The sequence below is a fragment of the Streptomyces sp. NPDC033136 genome (assembly GCF_055578235.1).
In genome coordinates this window covers 243092-256903 of sequence record NZ_JBVIPD010000006.1, presented here as the reverse complement: position 1 = coordinate 256903, position 13812 = coordinate 243092, and the positions used below count along the sequence as shown (strand labels likewise).

General features: G+C 72.0%; 13 protein-coding genes and 2 pseudogenes. 3 read left to right on the top strand and 12 right to left on the bottom strand.

The features are described 5' to 3' along the window. From ACZ5TL_RS14050 to ACZ5TL_RS14030, 5 genes and pseudogenes are all read right to left on the bottom strand, one after another. Positions 1 to 1053, bottom strand: a pseudogene (locus ACZ5TL_RS14050) (nicotinate-nucleotide--dimethylbenzimidazole phosphoribosyltransferase); the annotation flags it as partial. 366 nt (positions 1054 to 1419) lie between these two features. Further along, positions 1420 to 2640, bottom strand: a complete 1221-nt coding sequence (gene cbiE, locus ACZ5TL_RS14045; RefSeq protein ID WP_468589829.1) for a precorrin-6y C5,15-methyltransferase (decarboxylating) subunit CbiE — start codon at positions 2638 to 2640, stop codon at positions 1420 to 1422. Positions 2641 to 2785: 145 nt separating this feature from the next. Then, a complete protein-coding gene (locus ACZ5TL_RS14040; protein WP_468589828.1) occupies positions 2786 to 3418 on the bottom strand; it encodes a GNAT family N-acetyltransferase in 633 nt (210 codons plus the stop codon). A 140-nt stretch (positions 3419 to 3558) separates the two neighbouring features. Then, positions 3559 to 3702, bottom strand: a pseudogene (locus ACZ5TL_RS14035) (MetQ/NlpA family ABC transporter substrate-binding protein); the annotation flags it as partial. A 3-nt stretch (positions 3703 to 3705) separates the two neighbouring features. Beyond that, on the bottom strand, positions 3706 to 4356 hold the full coding sequence (locus ACZ5TL_RS14030) for an HAD-IA family hydrolase (RefSeq protein ID WP_468589826.1): 651 nt from the start codon (positions 4354 to 4356) through the stop codon (positions 3706 to 3708). Positions 4357 to 4425: 69 nt separating this feature from the next. Between ACZ5TL_RS14030 and ACZ5TL_RS14025 the strand changes: the two genes are divergently transcribed. After that, complete coding sequence (locus ACZ5TL_RS14025; protein WP_468589824.1) at positions 4426 to 4785, top strand: hypothetical protein; 360 nt, start codon at positions 4426 to 4428, stop codon at positions 4783 to 4785. Then, positions 4766 to 5194, top strand: coding sequence for a hypothetical protein (locus tag ACZ5TL_RS14020; protein WP_468589823.1), 429 nt, complete (start codon positions 4766 to 4768; stop codon positions 5192 to 5194). The genes ACZ5TL_RS14025 and ACZ5TL_RS14020 overlap by 20 nt, the downstream gene beginning before the upstream one ends. Before the next feature lie 92 nt (positions 5195 to 5286). Here ACZ5TL_RS14020 and ACZ5TL_RS14015 read toward each other — a convergent pair whose 3' ends face one another. The 3 genes from ACZ5TL_RS14015 to ACZ5TL_RS14005 form a co-directional block, all read right to left on the bottom strand. Further along, positions 5287 to 5784 (bottom strand): GNAT family N-acetyltransferase, encoded by a 498-nt coding sequence (locus ACZ5TL_RS14015; RefSeq protein WP_468590038.1) that lies wholly within the window; start codon positions 5782 to 5784, stop codon positions 5287 to 5289. Between the two features lie 57 nt (positions 5785 to 5841). Continuing rightward, positions 5842 to 6336: an RNA polymerase sigma factor gene (locus tag ACZ5TL_RS14010; RefSeq protein ID WP_468589822.1), complete on the bottom strand. Its 495-nt coding sequence runs from the start codon at positions 6334 to 6336 to the stop codon at positions 5842 to 5844. 74 nt (positions 6337 to 6410) lie between these two features. Then, complete coding sequence (locus tag ACZ5TL_RS14005; protein WP_468589820.1) at positions 6411 to 7577, bottom strand: glycerophosphodiester phosphodiesterase; 1167 nt, start codon at positions 7575 to 7577, stop codon at positions 6411 to 6413. Between the two features lie 385 nt (positions 7578 to 7962). On the opposite strand from ACZ5TL_RS14005, the gene ACZ5TL_RS14000 reads away from it, so the two are divergent. Continuing rightward, a complete protein-coding gene (locus tag ACZ5TL_RS14000; RefSeq protein WP_468590037.1) occupies positions 7963 to 8637 on the top strand; it encodes a lysophospholipid acyltransferase family protein in 675 nt (224 codons plus the stop codon). Between the two features lie 303 nt (positions 8638 to 8940). Here the strand turns inward: ACZ5TL_RS14000 and ACZ5TL_RS13995 are convergent, their stop codons facing one another. The 4 genes from ACZ5TL_RS13995 to argH form a co-directional block, all read right to left on the bottom strand. Further along, complete coding sequence (locus ACZ5TL_RS13995) at positions 8941 to 10476, bottom strand: MFS transporter (RefSeq protein ID WP_468589818.1); 1536 nt, start codon at positions 10474 to 10476, stop codon at positions 8941 to 8943. Next, positions 10473 to 11024 carry a TetR/AcrR family transcriptional regulator gene (locus ACZ5TL_RS13990; RefSeq protein WP_468589817.1) on the bottom strand — a complete coding sequence of 184 codons (552 nt, stop codon included), beginning with the start codon at positions 11022 to 11024 and terminating at the stop codon, positions 10473 to 10475. Before ACZ5TL_RS13990 ends, ACZ5TL_RS13995 begins: the two co-directional genes overlap by 4 nt. A gap of 125 nt (positions 11025 to 11149) precedes the next feature. Continuing rightward, entirely contained in the window at positions 11150 to 12121 is a 972-nt protein-coding gene (locus ACZ5TL_RS13985; protein WP_468589815.1) for an aldo/keto reductase, read from the bottom strand. Between the two features lie 240 nt (positions 12122 to 12361). Next, the gene (gene argH, locus ACZ5TL_RS13980; RefSeq protein WP_468589814.1) at positions 12362 to 13795 is read right to left on the bottom strand and encodes an argininosuccinate lyase; all 1434 of its coding nucleotides are present in this window, start codon (positions 13793 to 13795) and stop codon (positions 12362 to 12364) included. Positions 13796 to 13812: the final 17 nt, after the last annotated feature.

The window sequence follows — 13812 nt, the reverse complement described above, 5'->3', positions numbered from 1 at the left end:
CCCAGATCTCGGGTGGGTGCCGACTATGTCGCCTCCCCCTCCTCCCGGCCACCCCCCCCCCCCCCCCCCCCCCCCCCCCCCCCCCCCGCTCCCGCCCTGGTCACCGGCGACCGCCTCAGGTACCGGCCGGCCCGCGTCCGGAGCGACCTCGGCACCGGTGGAGTCGGCCGTACCCGCAGCGGCAACCGGCCGGCCCGCGTCCTGACCCGTCCCGGCGCCGCCGGACTCGGCCGCGACCGGCCTCTGCCCCGCCTGGGCCACGGCCGACTGGCCTCCGTCCGGGCAGGCGCCCCCACCAGCGGGATCACTGCCGGCCACGGCCGCCTCGCCCTGCGCGGGCACCGTCGGCCCCGCCTCGGCGGTAGCGGTAGCACTAGAGGCAGCCACCGGGGCGTGCACCTGCTGCTCCGCGGAGGCGGCCTGTGCCGCTTCGGCCGGTTCCGGCGCCGCGTGGGTCGCGACCGCCTGGGCCGCGCCCACCGGCTCCGTTACCGGAACAACCGTTTCCGCAGGCGTCGCCCCGTCGCTCACCGGCACCGGGGGCGTGACCTGTGCGCCCCAGGGCGCGGCCGGAGGCGCAGGCGTCCCCGGGGCGCGGGGGGCGTCGAGGTACTCGGGGCCGGCCGGCTGCCCGGCGGGCTGGCGTACGGGGGCGTCCGCGGGGCCCCGGTCGGCGAGGGAGCGGACCGGGCTGGCGGAGCTGTCGGGGAGCGGCGGCCCGAGGTGCAGCGGACGGCGCGGAGTGATGGGCGGGATCGGCGGCGGGTCGGGCAGGCGGACGCCACCGAGGTCGACCGAGCCGCTGTCGCGGCCGGAGATCTCGTGCGGGCCCGGCTGGTGCACGGTCTCGACGACCGGCTCCGGCGCGGGCGGGGCGACCTCGTTGCCCCAGGCGCCCTGGGCGCCCGGCAACAGCAGCAGGTCTTCGTCCTCGGCCTCGGCGGTGGTCTCGGAGAGGTAGGTGTACGAACCGTGCGCGGGGGCGCCCGGCTGTTCCACCATGCCTGCGTTCTCCGGCAGTCCCTCGCCCGGGACCTGGCCGGTGTCGGTCATGCGTACCCCTCGCCCATCGGTTAGTGCTCCTACGACCAGCTCGCCCGGAACGGCGCACCGACCGCCCCGCAGTGAAGAACGAGCGTGCGTCCTCAGCGGCACGAACGGTCCGCCCGGAAAAGGCGACAAAGCCATTCACTGGCATTGTCGCGGTCGCACCACCCTCACGGCAGCATGATCCGCGACGGTTCCGCTGTGGACTGCGCCACGTTGCGCGTCCCTCGGTTCTGCCGTACCACACTCAGCCCAAAACGGGCGGGTTTTCCGGACATTGACCGACGAAGTGCCGGGCGCCGTGTGCGGTGCAGCGATCGGCCAGCCTACCGCTCGCGGTACGACAAACCGATCACGGGGACGGCCGCGGGATCAGGCGCGGCGCCTCGGCAGCACGCCGCTGAGCAGGAACGCGACGCTCCGTTCCTTCTCCGTCCAGGCCCGGGTGTCGAGTTCGACGGACTGCAGCAGGGCGCATTCGACGCCGTACCCGTGCTCGGTCAGGTCGCGGCCGATGAGTTCGGCGGCGTCGCGGGTAGCGGCGTGCGTGACGATGCCCTGCGGGCGGCGGTCGGCGACCGCGGAGACGACGGCCGCTCCCCCGCCGCCGACGCGGACGACGTCCGGTTCGGGAAGGTTCTCCAGGACGTGCGGGGCGGTGCCGTGCACGACCTGGAGCGGGACGCTGAGGCGGCGGGCGGCGGCATCGGTGCGGGCGCAGGCGGACCGGTCGCTGTCGACGGCGATGACGGCGGCGCCGGCGCGTGCGGCCTCGACGGCGAAGGCTCCGCTGCCGCAGCCGATGTCCCACACGAGGTCGCCGACACGCGGTCCGAGGCGGGCGAGTTGGGAGGCGCGCAGCAGCGGGGCCTCGCCCTCGCCGAGGCCGCCGCCGTAGGTCTCGGCGGGCAGGGACCAGCCGCGCGGTCCGCTGGACGGGTCGCGGCCGGCGATCCAGCCGCCGCTCTCCCCCGCTGTGTCGGGCCGGGCCGGTCCGCCGAGGACGATGACCACGTTGGGGTCGCGCCAGGTATGGTCGGCGGCCTTGTCGGAGGTGACGACGCTGACGCGTTCGCGGCCGGTGCCGAGCTCCTCGCAGATGACGAAGGAGCGGTGGACTCCTTCGAGGAGCAGGCCGAGTTCGGCGGGGCCGGCGCCGGGTGAGGTGAGGACGGCCACCTTGGTGTGGGCCCGGCAGACGTTCACCGCGCGGCGCAGGGTGCGGGGGTGCGCGACGACCACGTGGGCGTCGTCCCAGGGCATGCCCGCGCGGGCGAAGGCGCCGGCGACGGACGAGACGGCGGGCACGACCTCCACCTCGAGGCCGAACTCGGGGGCGCGCAGGGTGCGTACGACGCCGAAGAAGCCGGGGTCGCCGTCGGCGAGCACGACGGCCGTGCCGCGGTGGGCGGCGATGCGGCGGGCGGCGAGGGCGACGCTGCCGAGGCGGATGCGCTCGGCGCCGGCGGGTACCTCGGGGAGCGCCAGGTGGTGGGCGGCACCCGCCACGAGCGTGGCGGCGCCGAGGGCGGCGCGCCCCGCGGCGGTCAGCGGCGAACCGTCCCAGCCGATCACCGTGACCCGGTCGGCCATCGTCGTCAGTCTCCAGAGGTTTTCGCAGGTGGTATGCGTGTCGTTGCGGCGAACAGCCCGCGGGCGGGCTCCGTGAGGGTACCCGGTGGAGAGGCCGGAGGGGGCGCCGGTGTCGTCGTCGCCGTCTTCCTCCGGGTGGTACCGGTCAGTTCCAGTCGCCGAAGGACGTGAAGCCGTCGCGCACCTGCTCGCCCACGCCTTCCAGGTCCTCAGGGAGCAGGCTCCAGACGATGAAGTCGGTGCGTACGTCGGTCCACGTGCCGTCCTCGGCACGGGAGCGGGCTATACAGGCGTTGCGCAGCACGCCCTCGCTGATACAGCCGATCTTCTGGGCGACCTGCTGGGAGGCGGTGTTGTCGGCCGCCGTGCGCAGTTCGATGCGCTCGAACTTCTGGTCCGTGAAGAGCCACCGGGCGGTGACGAGGGCGGCCTCGGATGCGTAGCCCTCGCCGCGGGCCCAGGGGGCGATGATGTACGACAGTTCGGTGGAGCGTACGTGCCAGTTGGTCTTGCCGAGTCGGATGAGGCCGACCAGGCGCTGGGTGAGGAACTCGGTGATCGCGAAGTCGAGTCCGCGCCCCTCGGTGCGTTCGGCGGGGGCGTACTCGGTGATCCAGGTGCGGGCGCCGTCCTCCGTGAAGGGCTGGGGGACGGAGGCCCAGGCCGCCACCTGCTCGTCGTTCATCATCGCGGTCAGGGCGGCGACGTCGTCTTCGTCGAGGGGACGCAGCACCAACCGCTCCGTGCTGATGGAGACGTTGGGAAAGGTGCTCGTCATGCGCCGCTCCGTAACCTTCGGTGAACCTTCAGGGCATGGTGAACTGCCCAGCATGCAGCATGAAAGCACTGATCCGCACCATGGAGTCCTCCCCCACCGGATGAGGGAGGACCCCATGTGTGCGAGGGCCGGGCGTCGGCTCAGAAGGAGGCGCGCACGGAGCCGGCGTACTTGTCCTGGATGAACTTCTTCACCTCGGGCGAGGTGAGGAGCTCGGCGAGCTTCTTCACCCGCGGGTCGTCCCCCTGGCCCTTCTTCACGGCGAGGAAGTTGCCGGAGGGGTTGCATCAGCCGCGGAGGGAGATCTCCACGCCCTGCTCGGTGACCAGCGCGGACAACGCCGACAGGTTCTCGACCACCAGGTCGGCCCGGAGCTCGTGGGCCTGGTGGGTGGTGGTCAACGCCACGGTGGTCATGCCGGCGGCGCGGCCGGCCGCCAGGCCCGCGGGGGCGTCCTCGAAGACGACACACCGGGCCGGGTCGACGCCGAGGGCGCGGGCGGCGAGCAGGTAGGGCTCGGGGTCGGGCTTGCCTCGGGTGATGTCGTCGGCGGCGACGAGTGTCTTGGGGAAGATGCCGACGGCGTCGAGCCGGGCCTCGGCCAGCCGCCGGGCGGCAGAGGTGACGACGGCCCAGCGGTCGGCCGGAAGAGCGTCGAGGAAGGCGCGGGTACCCGGCAGGAGGCGCACACCGTCGTGGGGTACGTCGTCGACCTCCAAGTCCTCGATCCGCGCGACGGCCTGCGGGACGAGTTCGGCGGGCAGCAGGTCGGCGGCTATCTCGGCGGCCGGACGGCCGTGCAGTTCGACCCGGGCGAACTCCTCGGCCGTGATGCCGTACTCGGCGGCCCACCGCGTCCAGCAGCGGTCCACCGAGGCGAGGGAGGAGACGAGGGTTCCGTCGTTGTCGAACAGCAGGGCCTGCGCGTGGAGCTTCATGCCCTCGACCCTACGGTGCAGGCCAGGGCCGGAAGCAGGGGGCCGTTTCGGCCGTAATAGGGTCGCTGCATGCTGAATGCCCTGACGCTGGTGACCGGCGTCGCCGCGCTGCTGCTCGCCGCCTGGTGCGGCTGGGCGGCCTACCGTGACCAGCCGACGAAGGACTGGCACTTCATCGGGATGGCCTTGGTCACGCTGCTGGCGCTGATCCAGCTGGTGGCCGGGGTCGTGCTGCTGGCGCGGGGCGAGAAGCCGGAGCAGGGCACGACGATCTTCGTGGCATATCTGCTGGGAGCGTTCGCGAGTGTCCCGGCGGCGGGGTTCATGTCGCTGGCCGAGCGCACCCGGTGGGGTTCGGTGACGGTGGCCGCGAGCGGAGTGGTGCTGGCGGTGCTGGAGGTGCGGCTCTATGACATCTGGGGAGGCTGACGTGAGCCGGCGGCTGACCAGCGGGCCGGGCACGCTGCTGGTGTGGCTGTACGGCGTGATGGTCGTCGGGGCGGTGTCGCGGTCCGCATATCAGATCGCGACGGAGTTCGACCGGGCGCCGCTGGCGTACACGCTGTCGGCGGTGGCCGGTGTCGTGTACGGGTTCATCACGTACTCGTTGGTGCGGGGCGGGGAGACGGCACGGCGCGCGGCGCTCGTGTGCTGTGTCGCGGAGCTGGTGGGTGTGCTGACGGTGGGCACGTGGACCTTGGTCGAGCCGTCGGCCTTCCCGGACGCGACCGTGTGGTCGGACTTCGGGATGGGATATCTGTTCATCCCGATTCTGCTGCCGTTGTCGGCGATCTACTGGCTGCGGACTGCGCGTGCGCGGAACGGGGATGCCGCCTGAGGTGATCAGGCGGCCGCGGGCCGTGTGTGGCTGGTCGCGCCCACGAGGCGGAGCCGCACACCGACACCATCCCGCGCCCCCGAGGGTGAACTTCAGGCCGTCGCCGCGTACGTGCTCGCCGGCTTCTCCAGGACGATCATGGGGATGCCGTCCGTGCCCTGGGACGTGCCGACCGTTTCGTAGCCGACCTTGCGGTAGAGACGGAGGTTGCCCTCGCTGCGGTGGCCGGTGTGGAGGCGGAAGCGCTTGGCGCCATGCTGGTCCGCGAGGGCCGTCTCGGCCGCGCGGAGGAGGCGGGCGCCGATGCCGTGGCCCTGGAGGCGGGGGTGGACACAGAGCTTGCCGATCGCGGCGGCGCCGTCCTCGGTGACCGAACCGCGGACCGAGCCGACGATCTCCTCGCCGAGCCGGGCCACGAAGACGCAGTCCCGGGCGACCTCCTCACGGACCGAGTCGAGGGTTTGGACGAGCGGGTCGATGCGGTAGTTCCCGTACAGCGCCGCCTCCGGCTGGAAACACAGGTACTGCAGCCTGAAGATCTGCTCCGCGTCCTGCTCGGCCGCCGCAGAGATGGTCACGCTCATGCCCATGTGCGCACGCCTCCCGCTCATTTGATCACCTGTCGTCCCTCACTCCTATCCCCGTCCTCAGCGGGCCGCAACCTCCGGTGTGAGCAATCTGCGCAGACATCCCAGGCATCTGGAACGTTCCGGGCCAAGACTCCCCTGTGAGATACCCAACTCCCCTGCGATTTCCCGGTATGTCAGGTCCTCGGGCGACAGCAGTGCCTCCAACAGCCGGGGGCAGCGGCCCGGGAGGCGTCGTACGGCCTCGCGCAGGGCACGACCGCGGGCGGCGGCGAGAGCGAGCTGTTCGGGCCCGCGGTCGCCGTCGTCGACCGGTTCACCGGCGTACGGCCGTTCGATGCGGCTCGTGCGGCGGGTGCGGCGGGCTTCCGAGCGGACGGCCCGGCGGAGCCAGCCCTGGGGGTCGACCGGCGGGCCCTCGGCGTCGAGGTGCTCCAGCAGGCGGACCCAGACCGCCTGCTCCAGGTCGCCCGGCTCGGTTCCGGCGGCATAGGCCTCCGCTGAGGCCTCGGCGGTGAGCAGCGGACGGAGGGCGGTGACCAGGTGGTGCGTCATATGCGGAGCGACGCGGCCGCCCGGGCGGCGGGTTGCCCGGGCGGCCGAAGCTCACTCGATCGATGGGAGCGAGCTCAGTTGTTGACGAAGTCCTCGCGGGCCAGCAGACCCGTGTCGGGCTGGTCGGTGAAGACACCGTCGATGCCGGTCGCGAAGTACGCCTCGTACGCGCCGAAGACGTCGCCGTAGGCGTCCGCGTCCGTACCCTTGCGGAAGTTCGCGGGCAGGAAGGGGTTCTCGTTGCGCAGCGTCCACGGGTGCAGGATCAGGCCCTCCTTGTGGGCGTCCTGCACGAGCGTGGTCGGCTGGGTGAGGTTGCCCCCGGCGTCGCGCGGGATGACCAGGTCCAGGGTCGGGCCGATGCCCTGCGCATAGGAGGCGATCTCCCGCAGGCCGGCGGGCCTGACCAGGTCGGCGACCGTGCGCGGGTCGCCGGTCTCGACGAAGTCCCAGGGGCGGGTGTCCGCCGAGGACAGCAGCACGACCAGGGGGTTGCCGACGAGCTTGTTCAGGCGCTGGATGCTGGTCGGCTCGAAGGACTGCAGGATGACCGGGGAGGTCCGCCGGTCCTTGCGGTACCTGCGCAGCAGCCTGGCGACGCGCTCCTCCAGCGGGAGGCCCAGCTTGCGGAAGTAGGTGGGGTGTTTGAGCTCGGGATAGATCCACACCTGCTTGCCGCCCTTGCGGGTCTGCTCGTCCTGCCACCGCAGGACCTCTTCGAAGGTGGGGATCTCCCAGCGGCCGTTGTAGAGGGTGTTGTGCGGGCGATTGGCCGGGATGCGCTCGACCGCGCGCAGGGTCTTCAGCTCGGCGAGTGTGAAGTCCTCGGTGAACCAGCCGGTGGTGGAGACGCCGTCGAGGAGCTTGGTCTTCTTGCGGCCGGCGAACTCGGGGTGGTCGCCGACGTCGGTGGTGCCGCCGATCTCCGGCTCGTGACGGCAGACCAGGTGCCCGTCCTTCGTCGGGACCAGGTCGCCCGCCTCGACGATGTCGGCGCCCATGTCGAGGGCCAGCTGGTACGAGCCGAAGGTGTGCTCCGGGCGGTAGCCACTGGCGCCGCGGTGGCCGACGATCGTCGGCTTGGGCAGGCTCTTCACTCCCCCGCCGCCGTGCCGGGCGCCGTCGGCTCTCGCCGTGCCGGCGATGCCGAGGACCGCTCCGCCGGCGCCGAGGACCGCCGCGCCGAGCAGTGCCCGCCGTCCGGTGCCGCCCGCTTCTTCGTTCGACTCCTGCGTTCCCATGCGCGCCCTCCCTGGCCGCCTGCTGGTCAGTGCGGCCGATCGTAGGGGCGCGTACATGACCGGTGGGAGACCCCGGGCGGAACACGCGGGTGACGTCGGGTGTCGTAGTGGCTGGTGGGGACGGTGAGTTGACGGCCCGTCGCGACCGGGCCGATTCGGTCCGGTCGTTCTGGGAACGCGTGCGGTGTGCCCCGGGGCGACGTGCGTCACACCGTGTCCGCCGCGTTTCGCACCGTCGGCGGCGCGCCACCGCAGGTAAACACGCGTCAACAGCGCGTAAGGTCTCGGTGAAGTCGCCGAGCCCGATGTGCGCGATGCCCGGGGCCGCGAGTATCGTCCTCACCTGCACAGACTCATACAGAATCCCTTGACACCGGAGGGCCCGTTGTCCCGCTTCGCGCTCATCAAGGCAGTGCTCGGCCCGATCATGCGCCTGATGTTCCGCCCGCAGGTGGAGGGTGCGGAGCACATTCCCGGCCATGGTCCGGTCATCCTGGCCGGCAACCACCTGACGTTCATCGACTCGATGATCCTGCCGCTGGTCTGCGACCGGCAGGTCGTCTTCATCGGCAAGGACGAGTACGTGACCGGCAGGGGTCTCAAGGGCCGGCTGATGGCCTGGTTCTTCACGGGTGTCGGCATGATCCCGGTGGACCGTGACGGTGGCCGGGGTGGTGTCGCCGCACTGATGACCGGGCGCCGGGTGCTGGAGGAAGGCCGCATGTTCGGGATCTACCCGGAGGGGACGCGGTCGCCCGACGGGCGCCTGTACCGGGGCCGGACGGGTATCGCCCGGCTGACCCTGATGACGGGTGCGCCGGTGGTGCCGTTCGCCATGATCGGAACGGACAAGCTGCAGCCGGGCGGGGCGGGTCTGCCCCGTCCGGGCAAGGTCACGGTTCGGTTCGGTGAGGCGATGGAGTTCTCCAGGTACGAGGGGATGGACCGCGACCGGTATGTGCTGCGGGCCGTGACGGACTCGGTGATGGCCGAGGTCATGCGGTTGTCCGGGCAGGAGTACGTGGACATGTACGCGAGCAAGGCGAAAGAGGCCGCGTAGTCCGGCGGCCGCGGGCGAGCCCTCGCCCGCCCTCGCGGCCGGCACGGAGCGGAAGCGAGAACGGGCTCAAGGCGGTGAGGGGCTCGGTCCCCTCGCCGCTTCGGCCGCAGGGCCTCGCCCGCCACCGCGATCCCGGTGGCCGGCCCGCCCTCTCGCCGCACCGTCCGAAAGCCCGGGTACGCCCAGTACGAGTGCTTCCGGACGGCACTCCCCCAAGCTCTTCGAGCAGGGGGTACCCCCAGAGCACGCACCGGACGCCGCGCGGCCGCCCTTCGGGTGACGACGCCACTTTCGCAACAGGCCTTAGGCGTGTTCCGCGGCGCCGCTCTCCAGCCGCTGGCCCCGCAGCAGGAACCATGCCGCCACCGCCGCGGCGAGCAGGACCGCCGCTCCGACGCCGGCCGCGAGGGCCAGGCCGTCGACGAAGGACGTGCGGGCCGCGTCCAGCATGGCCTCGGCGGTGGGCGCGGGCATCCCCGCGGCGGCCTCGACCGCGCCGCCCAGGGACTCGCGGGCCGCGGCCGGTGTGCCCGCGGGGCCGGTGAAGTCGCGGTAGACGCCGGTCACGATCGAGCCGAGCACGGCGATGCCGAGGGCGGCGCCGAGTTCGTACGCCGTCTCGGACACCGCGGACGCGGAGCCCGCCTGTTCCTTGGGCACGCTGGAGAGGATCACATCGGCCGTCACGGTGAACGAGAATCCGGCACCGACGCCGACCACCAGCAATGCGGCCCCGAGCAGCGGATAGCCGGTCGACTGGCCGATCACCGTGAGCGCGGCCAGGGCGAGGCCGATCGACGCGAGGCCTCCGGAGACCACGGCCCGTACCGAGAAGCGGCGGGCCGCCCGCCCCGCGATCAGACCGGCCACCACCGCGCCGATCGCTGCGGGCAGTTCGGCCAGACCCGCCTCGAACGGGCGCCTGCCCTGGACGAGTTGCAGATACTGCGAGAGGAAGAACACCAGCCCGGACAGGCCCAGGATGGTGAGCAGGTCGGCCAGCACCGCCCCGCTGAAGCCGCGGTGGCGGAACAGCCGCATGTCCAACAGCGGCGCCGGCAGCCTCAGCTGACGGCGGACGAACCCGTACAGAGCGGCCGCGCCCAGCAGACCGGTGGCAAGGGGCTCCCAGGCGAAGCCGTGTGTCGCCGCCTCCTTGACGGCGTACACGATGCCGATCATGCCCACCAGCGACAGGACGACGCTGACGAGGTCCCAGGGGCCGGGGTTCGCGGTGCGCGACTCGGGCAGCAGCCTGATTCCCACGAGGACCAGCACGGCCATCACGGGCAGGTTGATCAGGAAGACCGAGCCCCACCAGAAGTGCTCCAGCAGGAGCCCGCCGACGATCGGGCCGACGGCCGTGCCGGCGGAGGCGGTGGCGCCCCAGATGCCGACGGCGAGACTGCGCTCGCGCGGGTCGTGGAAGAGGTTGCGGATCAGCGCGAGCGTGGCCGGCATCAGGGTCGCGCCGGCGACACCGAGCAGCGCCCTGGCGAGGATCATCATCCCGGGCGTGGTGGCGTAGGCGTTGAACACGGAAATCGCGCCGAACGCCGTGGCACCCACCAGCAGGATCCGCTTGCGGCCGATCCGGTCGCCGAGGCTGCCCATGGAGACGAGCAGGCCGGCGATGACGAAGGAGTAGACGTCACCGATCCACAGCAGTTGTGTGCCGGACGGCTTCAGGTCCTCGCTGATGTAGGGGGTCGCGAGACCGAGGACGGTCGCGTCGACGGCCACCAGCAGCACGGCGAGCACGAGAACGCCGAGCGCGAGCCAGCGGCCCGGGCGCTTCGCCGCCTCGGTCGTCATCGCCGGCCGCAGGGTGCTGGTCATGGTTCCTCTCTCCTGAGTGCGCCGCCGAGCAGCAGCTCGACGATCATGTGCTGGAAGTCCTTGGGGGCGCCCTTGCCGCTGTGCACCATCCAGGCGGCGGAGGCCATCAGGCCGTACAGCGCCTCGGTGAGCCAGGCCGGGGTGAGGTCGATGCGGAACTCGCCGCCGAGCTGGCCGCGCCGGAACAGGGCGGAGATCCGGTCGTCGATCAGGGTCCAGCCCGCGTTCTGCTCCCCGCCCTCGAACAGCTGGCTCTCGGAGTAGAGGAACGCGAGCAGTCCCGCGGCGGGCTCCATGGCTCCGACCAGCCGGCGCACGGCCTCACTCGCCGTGCCCTCGTCGAGGCGGGCGGCGTCCAGCGCGGCCCGGCACTCCGCGATGCCCAGCGACTCCAGCGCCCGGACGAGGGCGTCCCGCCCGGCGAAGTGGCGGTGCAGGGTGGCACGGCTGATCCCGGCGGCCTTGGCGACCTCGTCCATGGTCGCGGTGGATTTGCGGGTCAGCAGGGCGGCGGCGGTGCGCAGCACGTGGTCAGGATCGACAGCCATGAGACGACGGTACCCCACATGAGACACCAACGTCTCACGCGGGGCGTGCGTGCATCAGGGCTGTACGGCTTTGCAGCTGTTCGGGGGTACGGGTGTACGGGTGTCGCTTCAGGAGAGTCCGGAGATCAGTGCCAGGGCAGCTGCCCGCGCCGCTGCCAGTAGGTGTGCGGTTCCTCGGCCAGCGCGGCGAGGCGGGTCAGCTGGTCGTCGTCGAGGTCGACGACCGCCGCGTGCAGGTTCGACGCGAGCTGGGTGGCGGTGGCCGCGCCCGAGAGCACGACGCCGGCCCAGGGCTGCCGGAGGACCACGGCCAGCGCGACCGCGTCGCAGCCCAGCCCGGTCTGCTCGGCGACCTCCTTCAGGACCTCCGGAGCGTGCGGACCGGCGAGGCGGCCGTTGGCCATGCCCTCCTTGACGATCACGGTGACGCCGGCGGAGTGCGCCTCGGCGAGGGCGGGTGCGGCGGAGGTCTCCAGCGCGTTGTACGTGGACTGCACGGTACGGAAGAGGGGTTCGCCGTCGACCGTCACGGAGAGGGCGGCGCGGATCGCGTCCGCCTGGGCGGGGCCGCTGGTGGAGAAGCCGATGGTCAGGCCCTGCGCGGCGGCTTCCGCGAGCTTCGCGTGCAGTTCCTTGTCGGTGAGGGCCGGGCTGTCCGGGGTCACCGAGTGGATCTGGTAGAGGTCGAGCCGGGTGCCGAGCAGGGCGTCGCTCTCCGCGCGCTGCCGCTCATAGGTGGCGAGGCTGTGATCCTTGACCTCGTGCGTCTCGGCGTCGGTGGACCAGTCGGCGGTGTAGGTGTAGCCCCACTTGCTGCCGACGACGATGTCATCGAGGCCGGGCCGGTCCCTGAGCCAGTCGGCGAGGAACTCCTCCGAGCGGCCGTAGGAGCGGGCCACGTCGAAGTAGCGGACGCCCTGGGCGTAGGCGGCGTCCAGGAGTTCGTGTGTCCGCTCGCGCAGAGCGTCGACCGTGCGCTCGGCCGGCAGGTCCTGGTCGCGGCCCAGATTGATGTAACCGGGCCGTCCGACGGCGGCGAGTCCCAGACCGATGTGGCAGGTGGGGGTCGTTGCTGAGGCCAGGCGGGCGAAGGGCATCGGGGGGCTCCGTTCGGTCGGCTGCGGCTTTCGACCAACGTAACCCCCGGGATGACCTTCGCCTCTGAGCTCGAGGTGTGCTGTGTGTTCGCGGGTGCGGGTGGTGCTGTGTGTTCGCGGGTGCGGGTGGTGCTGTGTGTTCGCGGGTGCGGGTGGTGCTGTGTGTTCGCGGGTGCGGGTGGTGCGTGGCTCATCGCGCCCACGCGGCGGAGCCGCAACCGATACGGCCCCGCCGCCCCTTCAGGCCTGCTGCCGTGCTGTTGCCCATGCGTGCTGGGCCGCCACGTCCGCCTTCACCTCTGCCAGTTGTACCGCGACCGCACTGGGAGCCGTGCCACCCCGGCCGTTACGGGAGGCCAATGCTCCCGGGACGTTGAGGACCGTGCGGACCTCAGGGGTCAGGTGGGAGGAGATCTTGGCGAACTGCTCGTCCGTCAGCTCGTCCAGTTCCTTGCCCTGCGCCTCGGCGACCTTCACGCACTCGCCGGCCACCTCGTGCGCCACGCGGAACGGGACGCCCTGCTTGACCAGCCACTCGGCGATGTCCGTGGCGAGGGAGAAGCCGGCCGGGGCCAGTTCCTCCATGCGCTCGCGGTGGACCGTGAGCGTGGCCATCATGCCCGTGAAGGCCGGGAGCAGGATCTCCAGCTGGTCGATGGAGTCAAAGACCGGCTCCTTGTCCTCCTGGAGGTCGCGGTTGTAGGCGAGCGGAAGGGCCTTGAGCGTGGCCAGCAGGCCCGTCAGGTTGCCGATCAGGCGGCCCGACTTGCCGCGGGCCAGCTCGGCGATGTCCGGGTTCTTCTTCTGCGGCATGATCGACGAGCCGGTCGAGAACGCGTCGTGCAGGGTCACGAAGGAGAACTCCTTCGTGTTCCAGATGATGACCTCCTCGGCGATCCGGGAGAGGTTGACGCCGATCATCGCCGTGATGAACGCGAACTCGGCGACGAAGTCGCGCGACGCGGTGCCGTCGATGGAGTTGCCGGCGGAGCCGTGCTCAAACCCGAGGTCCTTCGCCACCGCCTCCGGGTCCAGACCCAGGGAGGAGCCCGCCAGCGCGCCCGAGCCGTACGGCGACACCGCCGTACGCGCGTCCCACTGGCGCAGGCGCTCGGCGTCCCGGGAGAGGGACTGCACGTGGGCGAGGACGTGGTGGGCGAAGAGGACCGGCTGGGCGTGCTGGAGGTGCGTGCGGCCGGGCATCGCCACGTCGGGGTGGGCCTCGGCGAGGCCGATCAGCGCGTCCTGGAGCTCGGCGATCAGGCCTGCGACGACCCGGGCGTGATCGCGCAGGTACATGCGGAACAGGGTCGCGACCTGGTCGTTGCGGGAGCGGCCCGCGCGCAGCTTGCCGCCGAGGTCCGGGCCGAGGCGCTCCAGGAGGCCGCGCTCCAGGGCCGTGTGGACGTCCTCGTCGGCGATGGTGCCGACGAACTCGCCCGACGCCACGTCCGCCTCGAGCCGGTCGAGCCCGTCGAGCATGCGCCGCAGCTCGTCCTCCGTGAGCAGGCCCGCCTTGTGCAGCACGCGCGCGTGCGCACGCGAACCGGCGATGTCGTACGGCGCGAGCCGCCAGTCGAAGTGGACGGACGCGGACAGCTTCGCCAGGGCCTCGGCGGGACCGTCGGCGAAACGGCCGCCCCAGAGCCGGACGTCACCGCTGTTGCTGCTCACCTGCTGTGCTCCTCAAT

Coding starts and splice junctions, on each gene's coding strand:
- cbiE (WP_468589829.1), bottom strand. CDS start 2,640: ATGGCCGACCGGGTCACGGTGATCGGCTGGGACGGTTCGCCGCTGACC.
- ACZ5TL_RS14040 (WP_468589828.1), bottom strand. CDS start 3,418: ATGACGAGCACCTTTCCCAACGTCTCCATCAGCACGGAGCGGTTGGTG.
- ACZ5TL_RS14030 (WP_468589826.1), bottom strand. CDS start 4,356: ATGAAGCTCCACGCGCAGGCCCTGCTGTTCGACAACGACGGAACCCTC.
- ACZ5TL_RS14025 (WP_468589824.1), top strand. CDS start 4,426: ATGCTGAATGCCCTGACGCTGGTGACCGGCGTCGCCGCGCTGCTGCTC.
- ACZ5TL_RS14020 (WP_468589823.1), top strand. CDS start 4,766: ATGACATCTGGGGAGGCTGACGTGAGCCGGCGGCTGACCAGCGGGCCG.
- ACZ5TL_RS14015 (WP_468590038.1), bottom strand. CDS start 5,784: ATGGGCATGAGCGTGACCATCTCTGCGGCGGCCGAGCAGGACGCGGAG.
- ACZ5TL_RS14010 (WP_468589822.1), bottom strand. CDS start 6,336: ATGACGCACCACCTGGTCACCGCCCTCCGTCCGCTGCTCACCGCCGAG.
- ACZ5TL_RS14005 (WP_468589820.1), bottom strand. CDS start 7,577: ATGGGAACGCAGGAGTCGAACGAAGAAGCGGGCGGCACCGGACGGCGG.
- ACZ5TL_RS13995 (WP_468589818.1), bottom strand. CDS start 10,476: ATGACCAGCACCCTGCGGCCGGCGATGACGACCGAGGCGGCGAAGCGC.
- ACZ5TL_RS13990 (WP_468589817.1), bottom strand. CDS start 11,024: ATGGCTGTCGATCCTGACCACGTGCTGCGCACCGCCGCCGCCCTGCTG.
- ACZ5TL_RS13985 (WP_468589815.1), bottom strand. CDS start 12,121: ATGCCCTTCGCCCGCCTGGCCTCAGCAACGACCCCCACCTGCCACATC.